Source organism: Streptomyces sp. NPDC006733, from assembly GCF_040636125.1.
Lineage (GTDB): Bacteria > Actinomycetota > Actinomycetes > Streptomycetales > Streptomycetaceae > Actinacidiphila.
The window spans coordinates 173,963-198,997 of record NZ_JBEYJD010000006.1 but is presented as its reverse complement, the minus strand read 5'-3'; the positions used below and the strand labels follow the sequence as shown (position 1 = coordinate 198,997).

The window sequence follows — 25,035 nt, the reverse complement described above, 5'->3', positions numbered from 1 at the left end:
GGAAAACCCGAGGTTGGGGCTGGTGCAGACCCTGATTCCTGTCGGTGCCGCGTGCGAGGATGGCGGTCAGTCTCATTAAGGAGTGGCCTACCGTGCCTGGCACGAATCTCACCCGCGAGGAGGCGCAGCACCGAGCTCGCCTCCTCACCGTGGACGCGTACGAGATCGACCTCGACCTGAGCGGCGCGCAGGACGGGGGCACCTTCCGCTCGGTGACCACGGTGCGTTTCGATGCCGCGAAGGCGGGGTCGTCATTCATCGACCTGGTCGCCCCGACCGTGCACGAGGTGGTGCTGAACGGCACCGCGCTCGACCCGGCGGAGGTGTTCGCGGATTCCCGCATCGCCCTGTCGTCCCTGGTGGCCGGCCGCAACGAGCTGCGCGTCGTCGCGGACTGCGCCTACACCAACAGCGGTGAGGGCCTGCACCGCTTCGTCGACCCGGTCGACAAGCAGGCGTACCTCTACACGCAGTTCGAGGTGCCCGACGCCCGGCGGGTCTTCGCCAGCTTCGAGCAGCCCGACCTCAAGGGCACCTTCCGGTTCACGGTGACCGCCCCGGCGGGCTGGACGGTCATCTCCAACTCGCCGACGCCCAAGCCCGAGGACGTGGTGGACAACGTCTGGCGCTTCGAGCCGACGCCGCGCATCTCCTCGTACATCACCGCGCTGATCGCCGGCCCGTACACGGCCGTGCACAGCAGCTGGGAGGGCGAGGGCCGCAGCGTCCCGCTGGCGATCTACTGCCGCCCGTCGCTCGCCGAGTTCCTCGACGCGGACACGATCTTCGACGTCACGCGGCAGGGCTTCGACTGGTTCGAGGAGAAGTTCGACTTCCCGTACCCGTTCGCCAAGTACGACCAGCTCTTCGTGCCGGAGTTCAACGCGGGCGCGATGGAGAACGCGGGCGCGGTCACCATCCGCGACCAGTACGTCTTCCGCTCCAAGGTGACGGACGCGGCGTACGAGACGCGCGCCGAGACCATCCTGCACGAGCTGGCCCACATGTGGTTCGGCGACCTGGTCACCATGGAGTGGTGGAACGACCTCTGGCTGAACGAGTCGTTCGCCACGTACACCTCGATCGCCTGCCAGGCGTACGCGCCGGGCAGCAAGTTCCCGCAGTCCTGGACCACGTTCGCCAACTCCATGAAGACGTGGGCGTACCGGCAGGACCAGCTGCCGTCCACCCACCCGATCATGGCGGAGATCAACGACCTGGACGACGTCCTGGTCAACTTCGACGGCATCACGTACGCCAAGGGCGCCTCGGTGCTCAAGCAGCTCGTCGCCTACGTCGGCGAGGACGAGTTCTTCGCCGGGGTGCAGGCGTACTTCAAGCAGCACGCGTGGGGCAACACCCAGCTCTCCGACCTGCTCGGCGCGCTGGAGAAGACCTCGGGCCGCGACCTGAAGAGCTGGTCGAAGTCGTGGCTGGAGACGGCCGGCATCAACATCCTGCGTCCGGAGATCACCCTCGCCGAGGACGGCACGGTCGCCTCCTTCGGTGTCCGCCAGGAGGCCCCGGCGCTGCCGGCCGGCGCCAAGGGCGAGGCCGTGCTGCGGCCGCACCGCATCGCCGTCGGCTGCTACGACCTCCAGGACGGCAAGCTGGTGCGCACCAGCCGCATCGAGCTGGACATCGACGGCGAGCTGACCGAGGTGCCGTTCCCCGCGAACACCCCGCGCCCGCAGGTGATCCTCCTCAACGACGACGACCTGACGTACGCCAAGGTCCGCCTCGACGACGAGTCCCTCGCCGTCGTCCGCGAGCACCTCGGCGACTTCACCGAGTCCCTCCCCCGCGCCCTGATCTGGTCCGCGGCCTGGGACATGACGCGCGACGGCGAGCTGGCCACCCGCGACTACCTGGAGCTGGTGCTCTCGGGCATCGCCAAGGAGTCGGACATCGGCGTCGTCCAGTCGCTGCACCGCCAGCTCAAGCTCGCGCTCGACCTGTACGCGGACCCGGCCTGGCGCGACACGGGCCTGACCCGCTGGACGGAGGCGGCGCTGGAGCACCTGCGCGCCGCCGCCCCCGGCAGCGACCACCAGCTCGCCTGGGCGCGCGCCTTCTCGGCCACCGCCCGCACCCCCGAGCAGCTCGACCTGCTCGCCGGGCTGCTGGACGGCACGCAGGTCATCGACGGCCTGGCCGTCGACACGGAGCTGCGCTGGTCCCTGCTGCACCGCCTCGCGGCGACCGGCCGGGCGGACGAGGCGGCCATCGCGGCCGAGCTCGCCCTCGACCCGACCTCGGCCGGCGAGGAGCACGCGGCCGGCGCCCGCGCCGCCCGCCCGACCGCCGAGGCGAAGGCCGCGGTCTGGGCCGCGGTCGTCGAGGACGACAAGCTCGCGAACAGCGTGCAGGAGTCCGCGATCGGCGGCTTCGTCCAGACCGACCAGCGCGAGCTGCTCGCGCCCTACACCGAGCGGTACTTCAGCGCGGTCAAGGGCGTCTGGGACTCGCGCAGCCACGAGATCGCCCAGCAGATCGTGGTCGGCCTCTACCCGTCCCTCCAGGTCTCCCAGCAGACCCTGGACGCCACCGACGCCTGGCTCACCGCAGCCACCCCGCCCCCGGCCCTGCGCCGCCTCGTCACCGAGTCGCGCGCGGGAGTGGAACGAGCCCTGAAGGCCCAGGCAGCGGACGCGGCAGCAGGCGCGTAACCAGCACCACCACAACCGGGAGGCCCCGAACCGAACCCACGGTCCGGGGCCTCCCGCCTACCCGCCATGAGGCACAAGAGGACCATTTTTGGATGGACCATTTTTGGGCTATCCAAAAATGGACCACCCAAGAGTGGTCCTCTGGTCCACCAGCGGCGCGGTGCCGCCGAGCATTCCGGCGACCCGGGCGCAGCGCGTGCGGCGACCGGCGGGGAGGGGTGGCCGAGGCCGGAGCAGCACGGAGTGTCCGTCGGCGGCGGTGCGCACCTGGACCGGGGGGGGCGGAGGGGAGCCCGGCGCGGTGTGCCGGGGGAGCCTGGCTCGGCGCCGGGCGAAGCTTCTGTGCACTCTCCTCGCCGAGAAACGGGGCCGCTGTAACGAGGGATGTCCTCTGCGACCCGTGTGACGATGTTCCGGCCGATGTGGATCACTAAGGACGCTCAGAACACCGCCCAGCGGCGCTCCCGGCGACCAGGGGAGCGCAGCGGACCGCCCCGCTCCACCGCAACCCACCGCCCGCAGCGCACCACCGGCTTCGACCCGCCCCGGCCCCGCCAAGGGGAGCGCAGCGGACCGCCTCGCTGCCAGGCGCGCAGCGCCGGGGCCCTCCCCCTCCGCCCGGTCAAGGCGCGCAGCGCCGCAGAAGAGCACTCCGTGCTGCTCTGACCTCAGCCAGGGGATCACCCCTGGGTGTCGAACGACCCGGCACGTACAGCCCGCAGGAACGCGCGGAGCGCGGCGGGGGTCATGGTGAGGACGACGCCGGGGGCGTCGCTCTCCCGGAGGAGGACCGCGCCCGGGACGGGCGCGAGCTCTACGCAACTGTTGCCTTCGTCAGCGCCGGAGAAGGACGACTTCCGCCAGATGATCTGGTCGCTCATCCCGGCCCCTCAGGCGCGCAGAAGGTCGTCGAAGGCCCCTGCCTTGAGGGAGGCGAGAAACGCGCCGACGGCTGCCGGGGTGGTGGTGAGGACGACGCCCGGGGCGTCGCTCTCCCGGAGGAGGACCGCGCCCGGGACGGGCGCGAGCTCTACGCAGTTGTTGTCGTCGTCGGGTCCCGAGAAGGACGATTTCTGCCATATGGGCAGGGCGGTCATGGAAAGTTCCTCTCACATGTCATGTGCCATGGCCCGAATGAACTCCCGCGACGGACCCGGTTCCAGTGAAGCGCGTTCCATCACGGTCAGCAGCGCCCGGTATTTGGCCAGCTGCGCCTCGGCGTCCAGGAGGCCGCTTCCGATCACCGCATCCACCTGCACGGTGTCCAGAGCCGGGATGGGGCCGCAGAAATACGACATCGACTGTGCGGAACTGCTGAGCCCGTCGGTGGCGAAAGGCACTACACGGATGGTCACGTTGGACCGCTCCGATCCGTCTGCGAGGTAGGCGAGCTGCGACTGCATCACCTTGCGACTACCCCAGCGGATGCGGAGCGCCGCCTCGTGGATGATGAGCTCGAACTCCGGTGGTGACGGCGCGTCCAGAACCTCGCCACGTCTCATACGGAACTCGACCCGGATATCGATCTCCGACTCGGGCCGCGAGGTCACACCACCCGCGAAGACCGCCCGCGCATAGTCCTCGGTTTGCAGGAGACCTGGCATGTGCAGCATTTGAACGCTTCGCATGCGCGTGGCGTTCTGCTCCAGCTCCGCCAGGTCGAGAAATCCGGGCGTCAGCCCACCCCGGTACTTCTCCCACCAGCCCTTTCCGCGCTCCTCCGCCATCGCCACCAGCGCTTCGACCAGCGCCGGGTCCGTGGCTGAGTAGTGCGCGGCGAGTTGGCGGACTCGCGTTCCGCTGACGCCGTAGCGGCCGGACTCGATGTGGCTGATCTGGATCTGGTTTCCGCCGAGGGTGGAACCCGCCTCGCGGCCCGTCATGCCGGCGCGCTCGCGGAGCTTGCGGAGCTCCGCGCCCAGACGCTGCTGACGGGCGGTCGGGAAGCTCCTCGGTGGCATTGCTGCCCCTTCCGGTCCGATCAAGTGCGGAGTGCAGCGTAACTCTGCCACGCGACCACCCATGGGGGCGAAATACGGGTACCAGACTTGCGACGTAACGAAGTTGGGCCCTACCGTCGGTAACGAGTCGACGGTCCAACGGAGTTGGCGACTCGCCCCTGCCCCCGTCGTACCCGACACCGTGGGAGCCCCGTATGGTCACCGCACTCGCCCCTGAGACCGACACCGGCTGGAGTTACTCCCTCCAGTTACCGAACGATCTCCGCAGCGCGCGGGTCGCGCGCGGGACCTTGCGCGCTGTGTTGCGCGCCCATCACCTCGACGGGCTGGTCGAGGTCTCGGAGCTGCTGGTGTCCGAGCTGGTCGGGAACGCGTTGGAGTACTCCGACGGGGTCGTGACCCTTCGGGTCCACTGGCGGGAGGAGACCCTGCGGCTCGGGGTGGTCGACAACTCGGCCGAGCCCCCGGCGCCGAGCGCCGTGGACCCGGCCGAGTCGGAGGGCGGGCGGGGGTTGCTGCTGGTGCGGGAGCTGGCGGAGGACTGGGGGTACTACCTGGTCGGCGAGGAGATCCTCGGCGTCGCCGGGAAGCTGGTGTGGTGCGACATCGTCGCTTCCACGGGAAGTGGCACCGGTACCGACGCCTTCCGCCGCCGGTAGCCCCGCTGGCCCAGCAGGGTTCCCGCGAACGCGACGCCCATCCCGATCAGTTGGACCGGCGTCAGGGCCTGGCCCAGGAGGGTCCAGCCGATGGCCGCGGCCGCGATCGGGCTGAGGAAGCCCAGGAGGGAGACCGAAGTGGCGGGGAGGCGGCTGATGCCGCGGAACCAGAGCCAGTACGCGGCCGCGGTGTTGGCGACCGCCAGGTACGCGTAGCCGGTGATCGCACGGGCGTCGAGGGCCGGCGGAAGGCCTTCGGCGAGGAGGGCGACCGGGGCGATCAGCAGTCCGCCCGCGGTGAGTTGCCAGCCGGTGAAGGCGAGCGGGCCGACGCCCTGCGGGCGGCCCCAGCGCTTGGTTAGGACGGTCCCGGCCGACATGCTCGCCGAGCCGGCGACGCCGGCCAGCAGGCCGAGGGCGTCGAATCCGGCGCCGGAGCGCAGGACGACGAGGCTGACGCCGATCACGCCGAGGACGGCCGCCGTGAGCGTGCGGGCGCTGGGGCGCTCGCTGAGCAGGGCCGCCGCGAGGCCGGCCACGAAGAGCGGGCCCACCGAGCCGACGACGGAGGCGACGCCGCCGGGCAGCCGGTAGGCGGCAAGGAACAGCAGCGGGAAGAACGCGCCGATGTTCAGGGTGCCGAGCACCGCCGACTTCCACCACCAGTCCCCGCGCGGCAGCGCCCGCGTGGCGGCGAGCAGGACGAGGCCCGCGGGCAGCGCCCGCATCAGGCCGGCGAAGAGCGGGCGGTCCGGCGGCAGGAGCTGGGTGGTGACCGCGTAGGTGGAGCCCCAGGCGAGCGGGGCGAGGGCGGTCAGTGCGGTGGTGGAGAGGACGGTGGCGGAGGCACGGGACATTGCGGGCTCCTCACGGGACGGCGAGCACGGATCGGCGAGCAGGGGGTCGGTGGCGCGGTGGGCTGGTCGGTGGGACGCCCCCTCACGCCGCCCGCACCAGGCCCTCCTTCCGCGACCCCGCCACCCGCCGCGCAGGCTCCGGGTGGACCGCCTCCGCCGACAGGTGCGGCTCCAGGCGGATCAGGAGGAGTGCGGCGCCGAGCGTGGTGCCGATGAGGAGCAGCCACGGGAGGCGGCCGTCGACGGCCATCAGGCCGGTGAAGAGCGACGGGGCGAGGGCGCGGACCAGTTGCCAGGAGAACTGGTAGGCGGCCATGTACCGGCCGCGCAGCGCGTCCGGGGCGGCGGCGATGGCCAGGGCTCCGGCCGACGGGTTGTGCACCATCTCGCCGACGGTGTGCACCGTGATGATCACGGCGAGCCCGGCGCCGATCGCCCAGCCGGCCTGCGGCCGCACCGTGCCGAGCACGATCTGTCCGGCGAAGGCCGCCGCGAAGAGCACCGCGCCGAGCGCCGCGGACCGGTTGCGGCGGGCGCCTCGGCGGCGGACGAAGGAGGCGACCAGGACGCCGCCCACCGCGCACAGCACCGTGTTGACGGTGAAGGCGGCGCCGGTCAGGGACTCGGGGCCGTGCAGCCAGGTGGCGATGTAGAGCGGGTACAGGACGGGGAGCGCGGTGTAGCCGAGGGCGATGAGGAAGTTGGCGGCGGTCAGGCCGAGGAACGGGCGGTCGCGGAGCACCAGCCGGTAGCCGGCCTTCTGGCGGGCGGCGGCGGCCGCGTCCCGGACCGCCGGGACCGGGCGGACCGGGCGGACCGGGCGGACCCGCCACATCAGCAGTCCGGAGAGGACGAAGCTGGCCGCGTTGAGCCACGCCGCCGCCGTGAAGCCGGTGTCCCCGCCGAAGCCGACGACCAGCGAGGCGAGCAGCGCGCCCGCGCCCATGCCGCCGTTGCTGAGCGCGCGGGACGCGGCCTGCAGCCGGTCGCGGTCGGCGCCGCGGGCGATCTCGCCGAGGAAGGACTGCTGGACGGCGGGGAAGGCGCCGTCCCCGATGATCGTGACCAGGGCGACGACGGCGAAGGCGGGCACCGACTGCGCGAACGGGTAGAGCGCGAAGCCCGCCCCCCGCACCGCGTACAGCGCCAGCTGCACGCGGTGCGCACCCCAGCGGTCGACGGCGGTCCCGGCCAGCGGCAGCGTGGTGAGCCCGACCAGCCCGGCCACCGTGAGCACCGCGCCGACCGCGGCGAAGGACAGGCCCGTGACGTGGTGGAAGAAGATCAGGGTGAAGGGGAGGTACATCCCGGAGCCGACCGCGTTGACGGTCATCGCGGCGAGCATGGACCGCTCGCCGGGTATCCGTGGGGTGCTCGACATGACTGGCTCCTGGGAGATCGCCGCCGAAGTAGCTCGATGGTGATTAGCTTAGCGCTAAGCGACTTACCGTCAAGCTACTTTCTTGCAAGCGATCCAATCCGGTCCGATACTTCTCCGTATGACCACGCCCCCCTCCCCGCCGGACGCCCCGGATCCGCTGGACCGGATCACCGCGCAGTGGAACGCCGTCCGCCCCGAGCTCGACACCGTGCCGATGGCGATCTTCGGCCGCATCTACCGCATCGCGAAGGCGGTCGGCGACCGGATGGAGAAGGAGTACGGGCGCTACGGCATCAGCCGCGGCGAGTTCGACGTGCTGGCGACGCTGCGCCGGGCCGGTGAGCCGTACACCCTGTCACCGCGCGAGCTCTCCTCGGCGCTGCTGCTCACCACGGGCGGCATGACGGGACGGCTGGACAAGCTGGAACGCGGGGGCCTCGTCGAGCGCAGCCCGGACCCGCACGACCGGCGCGGCCTGCGGGTCACCCTCACCGAACAGGGCCTCACGCTGCTGCACGAGGCGGTGGGCGCCGGGCTCGCCGTACAGAAGGCGGCTCTCGGCACGATGGACGACGCGCAGGCGGCGCAGCTGTCCGATCTGCTGCGCCAGCTGCTCAGCTCGTCGGAGCAGCTCTAGGAAAAGCACCAGGAACAGCACCAGGAACAGCGCTCGGGACAGCACTGAGCCCCCTGCCGCGCACTGCGTCAGGGGGCCGGGCAGGCGAGCAGGTCAGACGTGCGTCAGATGTTCTCTCGCTGCTGCTTACGGGTCTTGTCGGTCGCCATCACCACGCCGGCGATGATCGCGAACAGCACGATCGGCGCGAGCACGAACAGGCCGAGGGTCTCCACGACGCTCAGGCCGGAACCCGGGTCGTCGCCGTCGTCGCGGGTGACCGCGAACGCGGGGGACGACATCAGCAGCATCAGCGTCGTCCCGGCGGTGATGACCCCGGCGCGCACGGCCTTCTTGTTGAGCTTCTTGTCCACGCCCTCAATGTAGTGAACGGCCTGCGGGCCCGCACGCCCGGGGTGTCCTTTCGGGTGCCCCCGCCCGCGCCGTCACCCGCCCGTCACCCGCCTGTACCCCCGCGACCTGCGGTGATGCTCTACGAGGGGGCGTCCTCCGGCGCCAGTGCGGCCCGCACCTCGTCCAGCAGGGCGTACAGCCGCGGCGACCCGGCCAGCTGCTCCAGGGTGACCGGCCGGCCCGCCGCGTCGGCCACCGGCAGCCGCCAGTTCGGGTACTGGTCCCAGGTGCCCGGCAGGTTCTGCGGGCGGCGGTCGCCGACCGCGTCGGGCAGCCAGACGCCGACCATCGCCGCGGGGGTGCGCGCCAGGAACCGGTGGACGGCCTTGACGACGGCCTCCTCGTCCGCCGCCCCCTCGGGCAGCAGCCCGAGCCGGCCGAGCAGCGCGATCCACTCCGCGACCTCCGCCGTGTCCTCCGCCTGCTCCTCCGCCAACGGCCGGGTCAGCAGCTCCAGCCGGTGCCGCAGCTCGACGTGCTCACCCGTCAGCCGGGCCGCCGTGCTGGGCAGATCGTGCGTGGTGACGGTGGCCAGGCAGGCCGGCCGCCACTGCTCCGGGGCGAGCGGCTTCCCGTCACCGTCGTGGTCGCGCTCGAACCACAGCACCGACGTGCCGAGGACGCCGCGGTCCGACAGCTCCTCCCGTACCCCGGGCTCCACCGTCCCCAGGTCCTCGCCGATCACCACCGCGCCCGCCCGGTGCGCCTCCAGCGCGAGCACGCCGAGCATCGCCTCCGCGTCGTACCGGACGTAGGCGCCCTCGGTCGGCGGCCGGCCCTCCGGGACCCACCACAGCCGGAACAGCCCCATCACGTGGTCGATCCGCAGCGCGCCCGCGTGCCGCAGCAGCCGGCTCAGCAGGTCGCGGTACGGGGTGTACCCGGTGGCCGCCAGCGCGTCCGGCCGCCAGGGCGGCAGGCCCCAGTCCTGGCCGCGCGAGTTGAAGGCGTCCGGCGGCGCGCCCACCGACATGCCGCGCGCCAGGGCGTCCTGCATGGCCCAGGCGTCGGAGCCGGACGGGTGCACGCCGACGGCCAGGTCGTGCACGATCCCGATCGGCATCCCCGCGGCGCGGGCCGCCGACTGGGCCGCGCCCAGCTGATCGTCGGTCAGCCACGTGAGCCAGCAGTAGAAGTCGACGCGGTCCAGCAGTTCGCCGCGCGCCCGCGCGACCTGCGGGGAGCGCGGGTCGCGCAGCCCGGCGGGCCAGGCGTGCCAGTCCGGGCCGTTCACCTCCGCCAGCGCGCACCAGGTGGCGTGGTCGTCGAGCGCCTGCCCCTGCTCGGCCAGGAAGTCGGCGTACGCGGCCCTGCGCCCCGGCTGCAGCGGCACCTTCCGCACCAGCCGCAGCGCCTGCAGCTTCAGCTCCCACACGGCGTCCCGGTCGATCAGCGCGTCCTTGTGCAGCACGCCCGCGCGCAGCGCGGCGGCCCTGCCGCCGAGCTCCGCGGCCCGCGCCCGGTCGTCGGGCGCCAGGTACGCGTACTCCGGCACGTCCTCGACCCGCAGGTAGACCGGGTCGGGGAAGCGCCGGGACGACGGGCGGTACGGCGAGGGGTCGGTGGGCCGCCCCGGCACCGCGATGTGCAGCGGGTTGATCTGCAGGAACCCGGCACCCAGCGCCCGCCCCGACCACGCGGCGAGCTCCGCGAGATCACCCAGATCGCCCATGCCCCAGGAGCGCTCCGACAGCGTCGAGTAGAGCTGCGCCATGAACCCGAACGAGCGGCCGGGCGGGCCCGGCAGCCGTTCGGGCGCGACGACGAGGTCGGCGCGCGCCGTCCGCCCGTCCGGCGCGGTCGCCCGCACCACGTGCCGGCCGAGCGGGATGCGCTCCCAGCCCCCGTCGTCGAAGACCTCGCCCGACTCCGTCTCGATGAGCACCCGGGTGCCCTCCGGGACCCCCAGCGGCAGCGGGCGGCCCTGGCGCACCACGGTGCAGGGCGCCAGCAGCCGCCGGCGGTCGCGGTGCTCGTACGCGGCCAGCGCGTCCCGCACCGCCTGCGGCGTCGAGGCGTCCACACCCAGCGCGGCCAGGACGGCCACCACCGTCTCCTCCGGCACCCGGACCTCCCGGTCGGGCCCAGGGCGGTACGTCGTGTCCACGCCGTGCAGCGCGGCCAGCCGCTCCCGGTCCATCGGGCCTCCAAGATCACAGTGCTAGGTGGGGATCACCCGAGGTGGGGATCACCCGAGCCTTACCCCGCCGGACGCTCCGTCAGACGCCCCCGCTCCGCCGGGCCGTCGCCGACGCCGTCACCGGACGCCGCCGCCCCGACCACCGGCGGCGGGGAAGGTCACCAGGCGACCGGCCGCCGCTGCCGCCACGGCGCCGCCGCCTCCACCTGGGCCGCGAGCGCCAGCAGGGGGCCCTCCGCGCCGTGCGGCGCGCCCAGCATCATCCCGATCGGCAGCCCGCCGTCCGTCCACTCCACCGGCAGCGACACGGCCGGCAGCCCCGCGATGTTCCACGCGCCCGTGAACGGCGTGAACGCGTACTGCGCCGCGAAGTCGGCCGCCGGGTCCGCGTCGTCGCGCAACGTCCCCACCGGTTGCGGCAGCCGGGCCAGCGTCGGCGTCAGCACCGCGTCGAACGGCGCCACCGCCGCCGCGAACTTCCGCCCCACCGCCTGCATCGCCGCCATCGCCAGGGCGAACCGCTCCCCCGACGCCGCCCTGCCGCGCTCCCGCAGCCACCGGGTCAGCGGCATCAACTCCCCCTCCCGCCCGGCGGGCACCGGCGCCAGCAGCGCCATCACCTCCCACACCGGGTCGAACGAGCCGTGGTCCCCCGGCCCGAGCGGCTGCTCGACGTCCACCACCTCGTGGCCCAGCCCCGCCAGCAGCGCGGACGTCCGCTCGTACGCCGCCAGCACCACCGGATCGACCGGCACGTCGACATCGGGCCGCGCCCACCGCCCGATCCGCAGCCGGCGCGGCTCGCGCGCGCACCACTCCAGGAACGACGACGCCCCCGACGTACCCGCCGCCCCCAACGCGGCCATCGGCATCGGGTCCCCCGGCACCGGCCCCGCCATCACGTCCAGCAGCGCCGCCGTGTCGCGCACGGTCCGCGCGATCGGCCCCGTCACCGCCAGCCCCGTCAGATCCCCGAACGGCGCCCAGCTCACCCGCCCCCGGCTCGGCTTCAGCCCCACCACTCCGCAGCAGCTCGCGGGGATGCGGATGGAGCCGCCGCCGTCGCTGCCGTGCGCGGCGGGCGCCAGGCCCGCGGCCACGGCCGCGGCCGCCCCGCCGCTCGACCCGCCGGCCATCAGCGCCGGGTCGTACGGGCTCCGCGCCGGAGGCGCGATCCGGCCCTCGGTGTACGCGGGCAGCCCGAACTCGGGCGCGTTGGTCTTCCCGAGCAGCACGGTCCCGGCCGCCCGCAGCAGGTCCACGACGTGCGGCTCCGAGGCGGCGACGCGATCGGTGAACACGGCGGACCCCGCCGTCCACCGCACCCCCGCCACCGGCGTCAGGTCCTTCACGGGCACCGGCACCCCCAGCAGCGGCGGCAGCTCCCCGCCCGCCGCCAACCGCCGCTCGGCGCGCGCCGCGTCGTCCAGCGCCCGCTCGGGCGTCACGGTGACGTAGGCCCCGACGGCGTCGTTGAGCCGCTCGATCCGCGCGAGGTAGTGGCGCGCCAGCTCGGTCGGCGACAGCGCCCCGCTGCGCACCGCGGCGGCCTGCTCCAGCATCGTCAGTTCATGAGGTTCGCCCATCCGGGCAGGTTAGTTCGCGTACGGCCGGGACCGGGGGAAGGCGGACGCCCATCCCGACGGCCCGCGCGTTGACACGACCGGCGGCGGGGTGATGGGCTCGGCGCTCAGTTCCGCGTGCCGCGAGGAGGAACCGTGCGACCCCTGCGCAGCAGATCAGCCGTGGCCCTCCTCGCCGCCGTCATCGGCGGCGTCGGGGTCGGTGTCGCGGGCAGCGGGGCGGTGGCCGGGGCCGCGCCCGTACCGCCCTCCCAGCAGCAGGAGCAGCAGCGGCAGGCGCGGGCGGCGCCCGCCGTCTGGCCGCGCCCGCAGTCGCTGCGCGCCACCGGCGGCGAGGCCGCCCGCGTGACCGGCGTCGTCACCCTGGTCGCCGATCCGGCGGCCGACCCGCACGCGCTCGCCGTCATCCGCGACCTGCTGCGCCGGGCCGGCGCGCGCACCATCCGCGAGAGCCCGAGCGGCGGGGGCGGAGGGGCCGGGCTGACCGTGTACGCCGACGGCCCGGCCGCCGAGGCGCAGCTGAGCCGGCTCAAGGAGCAGCCGCGGGCGGACCTGCCGGCCGGCGGGTACCGGCTCGGCATCGACCGTGACACCGTCGCGCTCGCCGGGGTCGGCGACGACGGTCTGTTCCATGCGGCGCAGACCCTGCGGCAACTGCTGGACGGCGGGCGGTTCACCCCGGTGCTGATCCGGGACTGGCCGACCGCCAGGATCCGCGGCACCGCCGAGAGCTTCTACGGCGTCCCCTGGACCCGGGACCAGCGCCTGTCGCAGCTGGACTTCATGGGCCGCACCAAGCAGAACCGGCTGCTGTACGCGCCGGGCGACGACCCGTACCGGCAGGCCGCCCGGTGGCGCGAGCCGTACCCGGCCGCGCAGCGGGCGGAGTTCCGGGCGCTCGCCGAGCGGGCGGCGGCGAACCACGTGACGCTCGCCTGGGCCGTCGCCCCCGGCCAGGGGTTCTGCTTCTCGTCGGCGGCCGATCTCGCGGCGCTGACCCGCAAGGTCGACGCGATGTGGGCGCTGGGCTTCCGCGCGGTCCAGCTGCAGTTCCAGGACGTCAGCTACACGGAGTGGCACTGCGGCGCGGACGCGCGGGAGTTCGGCCGGGGCCCGGAGGCGGCGGCCCGCGCGCAGGCGCGGGTGGCCAACGCGCTCGCGGACCACCTGCGGCAGCGCCAGGGCTCCACCGACCTGTCCCTCATGCCGACCGAGTACTACCAGGACGGCCCCACCGCGTACCGCACCGCCCTGGCGGGCGCCCTGCGCCCCGGCATCACCGTGGCGTGGACGGGCATCGGGGTCGTCCCCGAGCGGATCACCGGCGCCCAGCTGGCCGCCACGACGGCCGCGTTCCGCCACCCGCTGCTGACCGTCGACAACTACCCGGTCAACGACTACGCGCCCACCCGGCTCTTCCTCGGCCCGTACACCGGCCGGGAGCCGGCCGTGGCGGGCGTGTCGGCCGGGGTCGTGGCGGCGGCGATGCAGCAGCCGGCGGCGTCGCGGATCGCGCTGTTCACCACGGCGGACTACGCCTGGAACCCGCGCGGGTACGACGTGCGGGCGTCCTGGCGGGCGGCGGTGGACGACCTCGCGGGACCGGACCCGGCCGCCCGGGAGGCGCTGCACGCCTTCGCGGGCCAGGACGCGTCCTCGGCGCTCGGCGGGACGGAGTCGGCGTACCTGCGGCCGCTGCTGGCGGCGTTCTGGGCGGCGTACGAGTCGGCCGACCGCAAGGGCCTGCCGGACGCAGCCCGCGGGCTGCGGGCCGCGTTCACCACGATGCGGTGGGCGCCTGGCCGGCTCGCGGGGCTCGCCGACGGCGCGTTCGGCGACGAGGTGCGGCCGTGGCTGGACCGGCTGGCGCTGTACGGCACGGCGGGCGAGCGGGCGGTGGACATGCTGCTGGCGCAGGCCCGCGGTGACGGGACGGCCGGCGGACAGGCCCGGCTGGCGGTGCAGCGCGCCCGTGCCGGGCTCGGCGCGGGTACGGCGAAGGTGGGCGGCGGCGCCGTTCTGGACGAGTTCCTCGCGAAGGCGACGACGGCGGCGGACGCGTGGACGGGTGTGCCCGCCGACCGGCGGACCGCCACCGTCACCCAGGGTTCGGCGCGGGCCACCGATCCGTCCCTGATGCTCGACGGCGAGGACGGCACGGCGTGGTCGAGCGACCTGCCGCCGCAGCAGGGCGACGCCTTCGGGGTGGACCTCGGCCAGGTCCGGCCGGTGGGAGCGGTGCGGATCGCGATGGGCAGCGCCGCCGACGCCGAGGACTACCTGCACGACGCGGTGCTGGAGTACTCCGCGGGCGACGACGCCGGCTGGCAGCCGGCCGGCACCTTCCACGACCTCCGGACGATCGACGCGCGGCTCCCGGCGGGCACCCGCGCCCGCTTCGTCCGGCTGCGGGCGACGGGCACGCAGCCCAGCTCGGTCGCGGTGCGCTCCTTCGACGTACCGGCCGACGTGCCGGAGGCGCAGGTGGTGGGCGGTGACCCGGCGGCAGCTGCCGTCACGGACGACGACGTGACGACCTCGTACCGGCCCGTCGGGCCGCTGACCGTCGAGTTCGGCGCCGCCCGCCCGCTGGAGGCGGTGACCGTGCTGACGGAGCCGGACGGCACGGCCCCGACGGCGAGCGCCCCGGCCTCGGTGGAGGTGCGTGTGCCGGGCAAGGGCTGGCAGAAGGTGGGCACCCTGGCGGACGGGTGGACGGAGCTGGCGACCCACGGGGTGACGGCTGACGCCGTCCGTCTCGTCCCGGCGCCCGCGAGCAGCGGAACGGGCGCGGACACGGGTACAGGCACCGGCACGAGCTCCGCGCCCGTCCACGAGATCGTGCCGTGGTTCGACGAGCCGCCGCGGATCACGCTGGACGAGACCGAGGTCGACGCGGAGATCGGCGGCGACCCGGTCACCGTCCACGCGGAGCTGCGCTCGGGACGGCCGCAGGACGCGCGCGGCACGGTGGAGGCGGCGATGGTGAAGGGCGGCGTGCGCGTCGAGGCGCCCGGCGCCGTCGTGGTGCGGCGCGGCGCGACCCCGGTCGTGCCGCTGCGCGTGTCGGTGCCGCCCGGCTCGGCGCCGGGCACGTACTCCGTCCCGGTGCGCTTCACCGTCGACGGCCGTTCGGCCGAACAGTGGATCACCGTACGGGCCCGGCCGCGGACCGGCGGCCCGGACCTGGTCAGGGGCGCGCGGGCGACGTCCTCCGGGGACGAGACCCCGGACTTCCCGGCCTCGGCGATCGCGGACGGCGACCCGGGCACCCGCTGGTCGTCGCCGGTGCGGGACGACGCCTGGGTGCAGGTGGAGCTGGCCGCGCCGGCCCGGGTCGGCCGCGTGGTGCTGCACTGGCAGGACGCGTACGCCGCCCGCTACGAGGTGCAGACATCGGCCGACGGGGTCACGTGGCGGACCGCGGCGACCGTGCGGGACGGCAAGGGCGGCACCGAGTCCGTCCGGCTGGACGACGCGGGCACCACCCCGGCCACCGCCCCGCCCACGGCCGTTCCGCCCGTGGCCACCCCGCCCCAGGACGTCAGGTTCCTGCGGATCCACGGGGTGGAGCGGGCGACGAAGTACAGCTACAGCCTGTTCGGGGTGGAGGCGTACGCGGTCCTGCCGTGACGCGGAGTCCTACCGCCGTACGGGGGCGCAGCGAGGTGCCGGCCGGGCCGCAGCCCGGCCGGCACGCGTACCGGCTCCGCAGACACGAAAGCCCGGATGTCAGGCAGAGATGCCGTCGATCCGGGCCAGTGCGTCGTCCGCGCCGAATGGTTGCAGGTACGGAAGCCAGCGCGGGTCTCTGTGCCCTGTCCCGATGATCCGCCAGGCCAGACCCGCCGGTGGGGCGGGCGTATGGCGCAGCCGCCATCCCAGCTCAGCGACGTGCCGGTCCGCTTTGACGTGGTTGCAGCGCCTGCACGCGGCGACGACGTTCTCCCAGGCGTGCTGACCGCCGCGGCTGCGCGGGATGACGTGGTCGACGCTGGTTGCGGCGGCTCCGCAGTACGCGCACCTGCCGCCGTCGCGGGCGAAGAGTGCCCTGCGGGTCAGCGGGACGGTGCCTCGAAAGGGGACTCGCACGAACTTGGTGAGTTTGACGACACTGGGCGCCGGAAGAGCGCAGGACTCGCTGTGCAGATAGGCGCCGGTTTCCTCGAGGCACACGGCCTTCTTGTTCAGTACGAGGACAAGCGCACGGCGGAGCGGTACGACACCGAGCGGCTCGTACGACGCGTTGAGGACCAGGACATGCGGCACGGGTGCCTCCTTATACGCCGGCGGCGCGTGGCTCGCGCCGGGACGATCTGCCCTCAGTCTCTCCGGAAGCCGGGTGGCTGCGCCACCATGACCAGGTAACGGACTCAGGGTGTTTTCGACCACACTCCTTTACTTCCCCACCTTTCGGGCTGTTGGCCCTCGAACAGCGCAACGAGGCATATCCGTTAGCCCGTTAGTGTGGAGGGTCTGTCCCACAACGGAGGTTTTCCACCGTGTCCACCCCCGCACCGTCCCCGAGTGCTCCCGCCACCAGCTTCGACGACGCCCAGAAATCCGCCACCGAGGCCGCGGGCTGGGTTGAGGCCAACTGGGCGGACTGGCTCGGCGCGGGCCTGCGCATCCTGCTGATCATCACCATCGCGCTGGTGCTGCGCGCCATCGTCCGGCGGACGATCAGCAAGCTGATCGACCGGATGAACCGGGGCGTGGCGGTCGCGCAGGGCACCACGCTGGGCGGGCTGCTGGTCGTCAACGCGGAGCGGCGCAAGCAGCGCAGCGAGGCGATCGGGTCCGTGCTCCGCAGCATCGCGTCGTTCACCATCCTCGGCACCGCGGCGCTGACCGTGCTGTCGGTGCTGCAGATCAACCTGGCGCCGCTGCTGGCGAGCGCCGGGGTCGCCGGTGTCGCGATCGGTTTCGGCGCCAGGAACCTGGTGACGGACTTCCTGTCCGGCGTCTTCATGATCCTGGAGGACCAGTACGGCGTGGGTGACGTCATCGACGCCGGCGTGGCCAGCGGCACGGTGATCGAGGTCGGGCTGCGGGTGACGAAGCTGCGCGGCGACAACGGTGAGATCTGGTACGTCCGCAACGGCGAGGTCAAGCGGATCGGCAACCTGAGCCAGGGCTGGGCGACGGCCGTGGTCGACGTGCAGGTCGGCTACGCGCAGGACCTGGACCGGGCGCGCGCGGTGATCGAGGCCGCCGCCGAGGACATGGCGAAGACCGCCCCGTGGGACGAGGCCCTGTGGGAGCCGGTGCAGGTGCTGGGCCTGGAGTCGGTGACCGCGGACTCGGTGGTGATCCAGGCGCAGGCCAAGACGATGCCGGGCAAGGCCGCGGCGGTCGCGCGGGAGCTGCGCTGGCGGATCAAGCGGGCCTTCGACGAGGCGGGCATCACGATCGTCGGCGGCACGCCGACCGCGGCCGTGGACGACACGGGAGTGCCGGCCGATCCGATGGTCGCGGTGGCGGCTCCTTCAGCCATGGCGAACCCCGATTCGCCGCAGGCGATGGCCGCCCGCCCGGTGCCTCCGCAGGGCGCCGAAACCCCCAAGTAGCCAAGCGCCCCAAGGGCATCCCCCTTTCGGCGGTCTTGACAGACACGACCTCCGGCCCCTGGCGCACTGCGCCGGGGGCCGCTTTCATGGAGGTAACGCTTTGGCCGAGCTGTACGCGGCCCCCCTTGACGCTCCGCCGACAGCGGGCCTACCTTTCGTTTCACCAATAGGAAAGTTTCCTAACAGTGAACTGAGGGAGGATGGCGCGCATGGCTGGCACCCCTGGAACCCCGCGCGTACTGCGCGCCATGAACGACCGAGCGGCGCTCGACCTCCTTCTGGAGCACGGGCCGCTCTCCCGCACCCGGATCGGCAAGCTCACCGGCCTCTCCAAGCCCACCGCCTCCCAGCTCCTGGCGCGCCTCGAAGCGGCCGGACTGGTCCTCGCCACCGGCACCACGGCGGGCCGGCCCGGACCCAACGCCCAGCTGTACTCGGTGAACCCGGCCGCGGCGTACGTCGCCGGCCTGGACGTCACGCCGATAAGGATCAGGGCCGCCGTCGCGGACATCACCGGCCGCACCGTCGGCGAGTTCGAGCTGCCGACGCCCGGGCGCCGCGCGCAGGGCACCGTCGAGCAGGTCGTCCAGGCGGTGGACGAGGCCGCCAAGGCGGCCGGGCTGAACCGCTCCGACCTGCACCGGGTGGTCATCGGCACCCCCGGCGCCTTCGACCCCGGCACCGGCCGGCTGCGCTACGCCAGCCACCTCCCCGGCTGGCACTCCACCACCGTGCTCGACGAGCTGGCCGCCGCCCTCGCCGTGCCGCTGGAGTACGACAACGACGTGAACCTCGCCGCCGTGGCCGAGCAGCGCGTCGGCGCCGCCCGCGACCACGAGGACTTCGTCCTGCTGTGGAACGAGGAGGGCATCGGCGCCGCCATCGTCATCGGCGGCCGGCTGCACCGGGGCTGGACCGGCGGCGCGGGCGAGGTCGGCTTCCTGCCGGTGCCCGGCACGCCCCTGGTCCGGCACGTGGCCAAGGCCAACAACGGCGGCTTCCAGGAACTGGCCGGCTGCAACGCCGTGCTGCGCGTCGCCCGCGAACTCGGCCTGGCGATCCCCGGCGGCCGCCCCCTCCAGGACCAGGCCGCCGCGCTGCTCGCCGTGGCGTCCGGATCCGTCGAGGCGGCGGAGGCAGCGGCGGCGGAAGAGGCCGCGGAACCGGCGGCGGGCGACGGCACCGCCGCGGCCCACGCCGAGCTGCTGGCGCGGATCGCCACCGGCCTGGCGATCGGCCTGGCCTCGATGGTCGCCGTCCTCGACCCCGAACTGATCGTCCTCACCGGCAGCGTCATCGTCGCCGGCGGGGAGCCGCTGCGCGCCCTCATCCAGGCCGAGCTGGCGGAACTCGCCGTTCCGCGGCCCCGCCTGGTGATCGGCGCGGTGCAGGAACACCCCGTCCTGTGCGGGGCGCTGCAGAGCGCCCTCGCCACCACACGCGACGAGGTGTTCGACACCTCGCGCTGACCCCCGCTCCCCCGCCGACCACACGACGCACCACACACCACAGCGTCACCCGCTCCGGACCGGCCCCGATGGCCGGCCCGTTGGCTCCGCACACCCTTCTCCCGCCTCACCGACCCCTCTCATCCCCCGGAGGAAGCGCAGTGTCCCGTACCAAGAAGGTGGCCGCCGCCGTCGCGGCCACGGCCGCGATCACCCTGCTGGCCGGCGCCTGTACCGGCCAGAGCACCACCCAGGCGAACGATGACGCCACCAAGGACGTCACCATCACCTTCTGGCACGGGTGGACCGCGCCCAACGAGCTCAAGGCGATCAACGACAACGTCGCCCGCTTCGAGAAGGCGCACCCGAACATCCACGTCAAGGTGCAGGCCAACATCACCGACGACAAGATCAACCAGGCGCTGCGGGCCGGCGGCGCGACCGCCCCCGACGTCGTGTCGTCCTTCACCACCGACAACGTCGGCAAGTTCTGCTCCTCGAACGCGTTCGCCGACCTGGCGCCGTTCCTGAAGAAGGACAACATCGACCCGGTCAAGGTCTTCCCGAAGCCGATGCTGGAGTACACCCAGTTCCAGGGCAAGCGCTGCACCCTGCCGCTGCTCGGCGACGCCTTCGGCCTCTACTACAACCAGAAGGCCTTCAAGGACGCCGGAATCGCCGGTCCGCCGAAGACCATGTCGGAGTTCAAGGCCGACGCCATCAAGCTGACGAAGTCCACCGGATCCTCGTACTCCCAGCTGGGCTTCATGCCCAACTTCCACGGCTACGAGTCCACCCCCGGCCACCTCGCCGCCCAGTGGGGCGCCAAGTACTTCGACGCCAGCGGCAAGGCCCAGCTGTCCAAGGACAAGGGCTTCGCGGAGATGTTCACCTGGCAGCGCGACCTGGTGACGTCGCTGGGCGGCTTCGACAAGCTGGAGAAGTACCGCAACACCTTCGGTGACGAGTTCGGCGCCAAGAACCCGCTGCACACCGGCCAGGTCGCCATGGGCATCGACGGTGAATGGCGCCTGGGCATGGCCAAGGACTCGGGCGCCGCCGCCGACCTCGCCGTCGCGCCGTTCCCGGTCCCGGACGACCAGAAGGACACCTACGGCCGCGGCTACCTCTCCGGCACCATCGTCGGCGTCTCCAACACCAGCACCAAGAAGAACGCCTCCTGGGAGCTGGTCAAGTTCATGACCACCGACACCAAGGCCGTCGTCTCCTTCGCCAACGCGATCCACAACGTGCCGTCCACGTTCGAGGCGCAGAAGTCGCCCGAGCTGAACGGCGTCCCGAAGGTCTTCCTGGACATCGCCCAGAACCAGTACAGCAACACCACCCCGGCGAGCGTCAACGGCGGCGCCTACCAGGTGACGCTGCAGGACTTCGGCTACGCCTTCGAGTCCGGCAAGAAGACGGACGTCCAGGCCGGTCTGCGGGGTGTCGACGTCCAGGTCGACAAGGACATCGCGCAGGCCAAGTGATGACCGCCATCCACCCCCTGCTCAAGGCGAAGCGCAGGAAATCAGCTCTCCGGACCCTCGGCTTCATCTCGCCGTGGATCATCGGCTTCAGCGTCTTCTTCGTCTACCCGCTGCTGTCGACCGTCTTCTTCTCCTTCATGAACTACGACGGGTTCAACGCGCCGACGTTCGCCGGCTTCAAGAACTGGTCGTACGTCTTCAACGACTACCCGCTGTTCTGGCCGTCGCTGCGCAACACCCTGTGGCTGGTCGTGGTCATGGTGACGCTGCGGGTGGTCTTCGGACTCGGCATCGGTCTGCTGATCACCAAGATCAAGACCGGCGCGGGCTTCTTCCGGACGGCGTTCTACCTGCCGTACCTCGCCCCGCCGGTCGCCGCGACCATGGCGTTCGTCTTCCTGCTCAACCCCGGCACCGGTCCGGTCAACCACATCCTGGAATCGGTCGGCATACCGACCACCGGCTGGTTCACCGACCCGGCGTGGTCCAAGCCCGCGCTGACCATCCTGGCGGTGTGGGGCATCGGTGACCTCATGGTCATCTTCATGGCCGCACTGCTGGACGTGCCCAAGGACCAGTACGAGGCCGCCGAGCTGGACGGGGCCGGCGCGTGGGCGCGGTTCCGTTTCGTGACGCTGCCCAACATCTCGCCGATCATCATGTTCGCGGTGGTCACCGGCGTGATCCAGACCATGCAGTACTACACGCAGCCCCTGGTCGCGGGGAAGATCGCCTCCGGCATCATCGGCAACTCGGGCCAGCAGCTCGAACCCGGTTACCCGGACAAGTCGACCCTGACCCTGCCCCAGCTCGTGTACAACCTGGGCTTCCAGCGCTTCGACTACGGCTCCGCCTGCGTGATCGCACTGGTGCTCTTCGTCCTGGCGATGGCGTTCACGGCGCTGCTCATGCGACGCCGCAACGGCTTCCTGTCGGCGGAGGACTGATCCACATGACCCAAGCGACTCTCGCCCCGCCGGCCCAGCACCGGGCCCCGCACCCCTCGGCGGCGGCGGCCCGGAAGACCGCCCGGCGCAAGGACGTCCTGCACTGGATCGCCGTGCACTCGCTCGGCATCGCCGCGGCGCTCTTCTTCGTCCTGCCGTTCGTCTTCGTCTTCCTGACCGCCGTGATGAGCGACAACCAGGCGCTCAGCCGCGACCTGTGGCCGCACGACTGGCAGTGGAGCAACTTCCGTCAGGTCTGGGACACCCCGGGCTTCCTGACCTGGTGGCGCAACACCCTGGTGTACGCGGTCTCCGGCACGGTGCTGACCGTCGTCTCCAGCCTGCCCGTCGCCTACGCGCTCGCGAAGTTCCGCTTCCGCGGCCGCAACCTGATGATGGTGCTGGTCATCTCGACGATGATGCTGCCGCCGCAGGTCATCATCATCCCGATGTACCTCTTCTGGACCCGGCAGATGGGCATGGACGGGACCCTGTACCCGCTCATCATCCCGATGGCGTTCGGCGACGCGTTCACCATCTTCCTGCTGCGCCAGTTCCTGCTGACGATCCCGAAGGAGTACACGGAGGCCGCCAAGGTCGACGGCTGCGGCGAACTCCGCACGCTCCTCACGGTGATCGTGCCGATGATCAAGCCGGCCATCGCCGCCGTCGCGCTGTTCCAGTTCTTCTACTGCTGGAACGACTACTTCGGCCCGCAGATCTACGCCAGCTCCAACTCGGCCGCCTGGACCCTCAGCTACGGCCTCGAATCGTTCAAGGGCGCCCACCACACCAACTGGAACCTCACGATGGCAGCCACCATTCTGGTGATGGCGCCCGTGATCGTGGTCTTCTTCTTCGCCCAAAAGGCCTTCATCGAAGGCGTGACCCTGACTGGAGTCAAGGGATGAAACTGGCAGTTGTCGGCGGAGGGTCGACGTACACCCCCGAGCTCATCGACGGGTTCGCGCGGCTGCGGGACACGCTGCCGATCGAGGAGCTGGTGCTCGTCGATCCGGCGGCCGACCGGCTCGAGCTCGTCGGCGGGCTCGCGCGGCGGATCTTCGCCAAGCAGGGGCATCCCGGAAAGATCACCACCACCGCGAACCTGGAGGCCGGCGTCGCCGGCGCCGACGCGGTGCTGCTGCAGCTGCGCATCGGCGGGCAGGCCGCGCGCAACCAGGACGAGACCTGGCCGCTGGAGTGCGGCTGCGTCGGCCAGGAGACCACCGGGGCCGGCGGCCTCGCCAAGGCGCTGCGCACCGTCCCGGTGGTGCTCGACATCGCCGAGCGGGTCCGCAGGGCCGCGCCCGACGCGTGGATCATCGACTTCACCAACCCGGTCGGCATCGTGACCCGCGCCCTGCTGCAGGCCGGCCACAAGGCCGTCGGCCTGTGCAACGTCGCGATCGGCTTCCAGCGCAAGTTCGCCGCGTTCCTCGACGTGGCCCCGGACCAGGTCCACCTGGACCACGTCGGCCTCAACCACCTCACGTGGGAGCGCGGGGTGCGCCTGGGCGGCCCCGGCGGCGAGGACCTGCTGCCGAAGCTGCTCGCGGAGCACGGCGACGCCATCGCCGCGGACCTCAAGCTGCCGCGGGTGATCCTGGACCGGCTCGGCGTCGTCCCCTCGTACTACCTGCGGTACTTCTACGCGCACGACGAGGTCGTCCGCGAGCTGGGCACCAAGCCGTCACGGGCGGCCGAGGTCGCCGAGATGGAGAAGCAGCTGCTGACGATGTACGGCGACCCGACGCTGGACGAGAAGCCTGAGCTGCTCTCCAAGCGCGGCGGCGCCTTCTACTCCGAGGCGGCGGTGGCCCTGGCCTCCTCCCTGCTGCGGAACACCGGCGACATCCAGGTCGTCAACACGTACAACAACGGGACCCTGCCGTTCCTCCCGGACGACGCGGTGATCGAGGTCCCGGCGACGGTGGACGGCAAGGGGACCTCCCCGCTGCCCGTCGCCCCGCTGGACCCGCTGTACGCGGGCCTGATCGCCAACGTCACCGCCTACGAGGACCTCGCGCTGCAGGCCGCCCTGCACGGCGGCCGGGACCGGGTCTTCAAGGCACTGCTGTCGCACCCGCTCATCGGCCAGTACGAGTACGCCGAGGCGCTCACCGACAGTCTCATCGCGCACAACCGGGAGCACCTGGCGTGGGCCTGAACGAACCGCTCGTGCCGGGTGGCGTCCTCGCCATCGACGCGGGCAACAGCAAGACCGACGTGGCGATCGTGGCCGCCGACGGGACGGTGCTCGGCACCGCCCGCGGCGGCGGCTTCCAACCGCCGGTCGTCGGTATCGACTCGGCGATCGCGTCGCTGGCGGCGATCGTCGCCGGCGCCGCGGCCGCCGCCGGCCTGGACCCCGGCGACCGCCCGCTGACCGAGCACACCTCGGCCTGCCTGGCCAACGCCGACCTGCCGGTGGAGGAGCAGCAACTGGAACTGGCGGTGCACGCCCGGGGGTGGAGCCGCAGCACGCGGGTCGCCAACGACACGTTCGCGATACTGCGGGCCGGCGTCGACGAGCCGCGGGGGGTGGCGGTGGTGTGCGGCGCGGGGATCAACTGCGTCGGCATGCTGCCGGACGGCAGGACCGCCCGGTTCCCGGCGATCGGCAAGATCTCCGGTGACTGGGGCGGTGGATCGGGTCTTGCGGAGGAGGCCCTGTTCCACGCCGCGCGGGCCGAGGACGGCCGGGGCGGTCCCACCGAGCTGGCCACCGCGCTGCCCGCGCACTTCGGGCTCTCCTCGATGTACGCGCTGATCGAGGCGCTGCACCTGGAGCACATCGCGCCGTCGCGCAAGTACGAGCTGACGCCGGTGCTGTTCCGCACCGCGGACGCGGGGGACGCGGTGGCGCGGGAGATCGTCAGCCGGCAGGCGGACGAGATCGTCGCGCTGGCGAGCGTGGCCCTGGGGCGGTTGGGGCTGCTGGACGAGGAGGTGGACGTGGTGCTCGGCGGGGGTGTCATGGCGGCGGGCAACCCGACGCTGATGGACGCCATCGCGGAGCGGCTGGCACTGCGCGCGCCGAAGGCCGTGACGCGGGTGGTGAGCGCGGCGCCGGTGCTGGGCGCGGCGCTGCTCGGCCTGGACCACGTGGGTGCGGAGTTCGACGTCCACGCGAGGGTGCGCGCGCACTACGCGTAGCCGTCGTGCGCGCGCACCGCGCGCGGCCGCCGCACCGAGCCGGGCGGGCCCGTCACCGGGGTCCGTCCGGTTTTTGGCGGTCGCCCCGGAACCGAACAGGGGTCCAGGACGTGATGGGATACGGGTGAAGTTCGTACGGCA

20 protein-coding genes are annotated in these 25,035 nt (G+C 72.6%); 11 read left to right on the top strand and 9 right to left on the bottom strand.

Translation table 11 applies throughout. The features are described from left to right. The first annotated feature begins 92 nt into the window (after nt 1–92). Nucleotides 93–2,669 carry an aminopeptidase N gene (gene pepN / locus ABZ721_RS08365; RefSeq protein ID WP_358787804.1) on the top strand — a complete coding sequence of 859 codons (2,577 nt, stop codon included), beginning with the start codon at nt 93–95 and terminating at the stop codon, nt 2,667–2,669. A 680-nt stretch (nt 2,670–3,349) separates the two neighbouring features. On the opposite strand, the gene ABZ721_RS08360 is transcribed toward pepN, so the two are convergent. From ABZ721_RS08360 to ABZ721_RS08350, 3 genes are read right to left on the bottom strand one after another with little or no spacing between them, the layout of a single operon-like run. Then, nucleotides 3,350–3,550, bottom strand: a complete 201-nt coding sequence (locus ABZ721_RS08360; protein ID WP_358787803.1) for a DUF397 domain-containing protein — start codon at nt 3,548–3,550, stop codon at nt 3,350–3,352. A 9-nt stretch (nt 3,551–3,559) separates the two neighbouring features. Next, complete coding sequence (locus ABZ721_RS08355; protein ID WP_358787802.1) at nt 3,560–3,766, bottom strand: DUF397 domain-containing protein; 207 nt, start codon at nt 3,764–3,766, stop codon at nt 3,560–3,562. 12 nt (nt 3,767–3,778) lie between these two features. Continuing rightward, nucleotides 3,779–4,654, bottom strand: a complete 876-nt coding sequence (locus tag ABZ721_RS08350; RefSeq protein ID WP_358787801.1) for a helix-turn-helix transcriptional regulator — start codon at nt 4,652–4,654, stop codon at nt 3,779–3,781. A 170-nt stretch (nt 4,655–4,824) separates the two neighbouring features. On the opposite strand from ABZ721_RS08350, the gene ABZ721_RS08345 reads away from it, so the two are divergent. Then, on the top strand, nt 4,825–5,289 hold the full coding sequence (locus tag ABZ721_RS08345) for an ATP-binding protein (protein WP_358787800.1): 465 nt from the start codon (nt 4,825–4,827) through the stop codon (nt 5,287–5,289). On the opposite strand, the gene ABZ721_RS08340 is transcribed toward ABZ721_RS08345, so the two are convergent. Together ABZ721_RS08340 and ABZ721_RS08335 are read right to left on the bottom strand one after the other, a co-directional pair. After that, nucleotides 5,181–6,146 (bottom strand): EamA family transporter, encoded by a 966-nt coding sequence (locus tag ABZ721_RS08340; protein WP_358787799.1) that lies wholly within the window; start codon nt 6,144–6,146, stop codon nt 5,181–5,183. The genes ABZ721_RS08345 and ABZ721_RS08340 overlap by 109 nt on opposite strands. Nucleotides 6,147–6,228: 82 nt before the next feature. Next, entirely contained in the window at nt 6,229–7,527 is a 1,299-nt protein-coding gene (locus tag ABZ721_RS08335) for an MFS transporter (RefSeq protein WP_358787798.1), read from the bottom strand. A 118-nt stretch (nt 7,528–7,645) separates the two neighbouring features. Between ABZ721_RS08335 and ABZ721_RS08330 the strand changes: the two genes are divergently transcribed. Beyond that, on the top strand, nt 7,646–8,164 hold the full coding sequence (locus tag ABZ721_RS08330; RefSeq protein ID WP_358787797.1) for a MarR family transcriptional regulator: 519 nt from the start codon (nt 7,646–7,648) through the stop codon (nt 8,162–8,164). Nucleotides 8,165–8,268: 104 nt separating this feature from the next. Here the strand turns inward: ABZ721_RS08330 and ABZ721_RS08325 are convergent, their stop codons facing one another. The 3 genes from ABZ721_RS08325 to ABZ721_RS08315 form a co-directional block, all read right to left on the bottom strand. Beyond that, the gene (locus tag ABZ721_RS08325; protein ID WP_358787796.1) at nt 8,269–8,517 is read right to left on the bottom strand and encodes a hypothetical protein; all 249 of its coding nucleotides are present in this window, start codon (nt 8,515–8,517) and stop codon (nt 8,269–8,271) included. 119 nt (nt 8,518–8,636) lie between these two features. Continuing rightward, nucleotides 8,637–10,697, bottom strand: a complete 2,061-nt coding sequence (gene malQ / locus ABZ721_RS08320) for a 4-alpha-glucanotransferase (RefSeq protein ID WP_358787795.1) — start codon at nt 10,695–10,697, stop codon at nt 8,637–8,639. A gap of 158 nt (nt 10,698–10,855) precedes the next feature. Beyond that, nucleotides 10,856–12,283: an amidase gene (locus ABZ721_RS08315; protein WP_358787794.1), complete on the bottom strand. Its 1,428-nt coding sequence runs from the start codon at nt 12,281–12,283 to the stop codon at nt 10,856–10,858. Nucleotides 12,284–12,415: 132 nt separating this feature from the next. On the opposite strand from ABZ721_RS08315, the gene ABZ721_RS08310 reads away from it, so the two are divergent. Beyond that, nucleotides 12,416–15,913: a beta-N-acetylglucosaminidase domain-containing protein gene (locus ABZ721_RS08310; protein WP_358787793.1), complete on the top strand. Its 3,498-nt coding sequence runs from the start codon at nt 12,416–12,418 to the stop codon at nt 15,911–15,913. Between the two features lie 99 nt (nt 15,914–16,012). Here the strand turns inward: ABZ721_RS08310 and ABZ721_RS08305 are convergent, their stop codons facing one another. Beyond that, nucleotides 16,013–16,549 carry an HNH endonuclease gene (locus tag ABZ721_RS08305; RefSeq protein ID WP_250975937.1) on the bottom strand — a complete coding sequence of 179 codons (537 nt, stop codon included), beginning with the start codon at nt 16,547–16,549 and terminating at the stop codon, nt 16,013–16,015. A 233-nt stretch (nt 16,550–16,782) separates the two neighbouring features. On the opposite strand from ABZ721_RS08305, the gene ABZ721_RS08300 reads away from it, so the two are divergent. The 7 genes from ABZ721_RS08300 (at nt 16,783) to ABZ721_RS08270 (ending at nt 24,894) form a co-directional block, all read left to right on the top strand. After that, nucleotides 16,783–17,850 carry a mechanosensitive ion channel family protein gene (locus ABZ721_RS08300; RefSeq protein ID WP_358787792.1) on the top strand — a complete coding sequence of 356 codons (1,068 nt, stop codon included), beginning with the start codon at nt 16,783–16,785 and terminating at the stop codon, nt 17,848–17,850. A gap of 209 nt (nt 17,851–18,059) precedes the next feature. After that, the gene (locus ABZ721_RS08295; protein WP_358787791.1) at nt 18,060–19,319 is read left to right on the top strand and encodes an ROK family transcriptional regulator; all 1,260 of its coding nucleotides are present in this window, start codon (nt 18,060–18,062) and stop codon (nt 19,317–19,319) included. A 140-nt stretch (nt 19,320–19,459) separates the two neighbouring features. Continuing rightward, complete coding sequence (locus ABZ721_RS08290; RefSeq protein ID WP_358787790.1) at nt 19,460–20,788, top strand: extracellular solute-binding protein; 1,329 nt, start codon at nt 19,460–19,462, stop codon at nt 20,786–20,788. Beyond that, nucleotides 20,788–21,735: a sugar ABC transporter permease gene (locus tag ABZ721_RS08285; protein ID WP_358787789.1), complete on the top strand. Its 948-nt coding sequence runs from the start codon at nt 20,788–20,790 to the stop codon at nt 21,733–21,735. The genes ABZ721_RS08290 and ABZ721_RS08285 overlap by 1 nt, the downstream gene beginning before the upstream one ends. Before the next feature lie 5 nt (nt 21,736–21,740). Further along, nucleotides 21,741–22,646 carry a carbohydrate ABC transporter permease gene (locus tag ABZ721_RS08280; RefSeq protein WP_358787788.1) on the top strand — a complete coding sequence of 302 codons (906 nt, stop codon included), beginning with the start codon at nt 21,741–21,743 and terminating at the stop codon, nt 22,644–22,646. Continuing rightward, entirely contained in the window at nt 22,643–23,905 is a 1,263-nt protein-coding gene (locus tag ABZ721_RS08275) for a 6-phospho-beta-glucosidase (protein ID WP_358787787.1), read from the top strand. The genes ABZ721_RS08280 and ABZ721_RS08275 overlap by 4 nt, the downstream gene beginning before the upstream one ends. Next, a complete protein-coding gene (locus ABZ721_RS08270; RefSeq protein ID WP_358787786.1) occupies nt 23,896–24,894 on the top strand; it encodes a BadF/BadG/BcrA/BcrD ATPase family protein in 999 nt (332 codons plus the stop codon). Before ABZ721_RS08275 ends, ABZ721_RS08270 begins: the two co-directional genes overlap by 10 nt. The last annotated feature ends 141 nt before the right edge of the window (nt 24,895–25,035 follow it).

What these genes read in the sequence shown, in the direction of transcription:
- ABZ721_RS08355 (WP_358787802.1), bottom strand. Translation starts at nt 3,766, where the DNA reads ATGACCGCCCTGCCCATATGGCAGAAATCGTCCTTCTCGGGACCCGAC.
- ABZ721_RS08285 (WP_358787789.1), top strand. Translation starts at nt 20,788, where the DNA reads ATGACCGCCATCCACCCCCTGCTCAAGGCGAAGCGCAGGAAATCAGCT.
- ABZ721_RS08275 (WP_358787787.1), top strand. Translation starts at nt 22,643, where the DNA reads ATGAAACTGGCAGTTGTCGGCGGAGGGTCGACGTACACCCCCGAGCTC.
- ABZ721_RS08360 (WP_358787803.1), bottom strand. Translation starts at nt 3,550, where the DNA reads ATGAGCGACCAGATCATCTGGCGGAAGTCGTCCTTCTCCGGCGCTGAC.
- ABZ721_RS08330 (WP_358787797.1), top strand. Translation starts at nt 7,646, where the DNA reads ATGACCACGCCCCCCTCCCCGCCGGACGCCCCGGATCCGCTGGACCGG.
- ABZ721_RS08315 (WP_358787794.1), bottom strand. Translation starts at nt 12,283, where the DNA reads ATGGGCGAACCTCATGAACTGACGATGCTGGAGCAGGCCGCCGCGGTG.
- ABZ721_RS08335 (WP_358787798.1), bottom strand. Translation starts at nt 7,527, where the DNA reads ATGTCGAGCACCCCACGGATACCCGGCGAGCGGTCCATGCTCGCCGCG.
- ABZ721_RS08345 (WP_358787800.1), top strand. Translation starts at nt 4,825, where the DNA reads ATGGTCACCGCACTCGCCCCTGAGACCGACACCGGCTGGAGTTACTCC.
- ABZ721_RS08340 (WP_358787799.1), bottom strand. Translation starts at nt 6,146, where the DNA reads ATGTCCCGTGCCTCCGCCACCGTCCTCTCCACCACCGCACTGACCGCC.
- malQ (WP_358787795.1), bottom strand. Translation starts at nt 10,697, where the DNA reads ATGGACCGGGAGCGGCTGGCCGCGCTGCACGGCGTGGACACGACGTAC.
- ABZ721_RS08280 (WP_358787788.1), top strand. Translation starts at nt 21,741, where the DNA reads ATGACCCAAGCGACTCTCGCCCCGCCGGCCCAGCACCGGGCCCCGCAC.
- ABZ721_RS08295 (WP_358787791.1), top strand. Translation starts at nt 18,060, where the DNA reads ATGGCTGGCACCCCTGGAACCCCGCGCGTACTGCGCGCCATGAACGAC.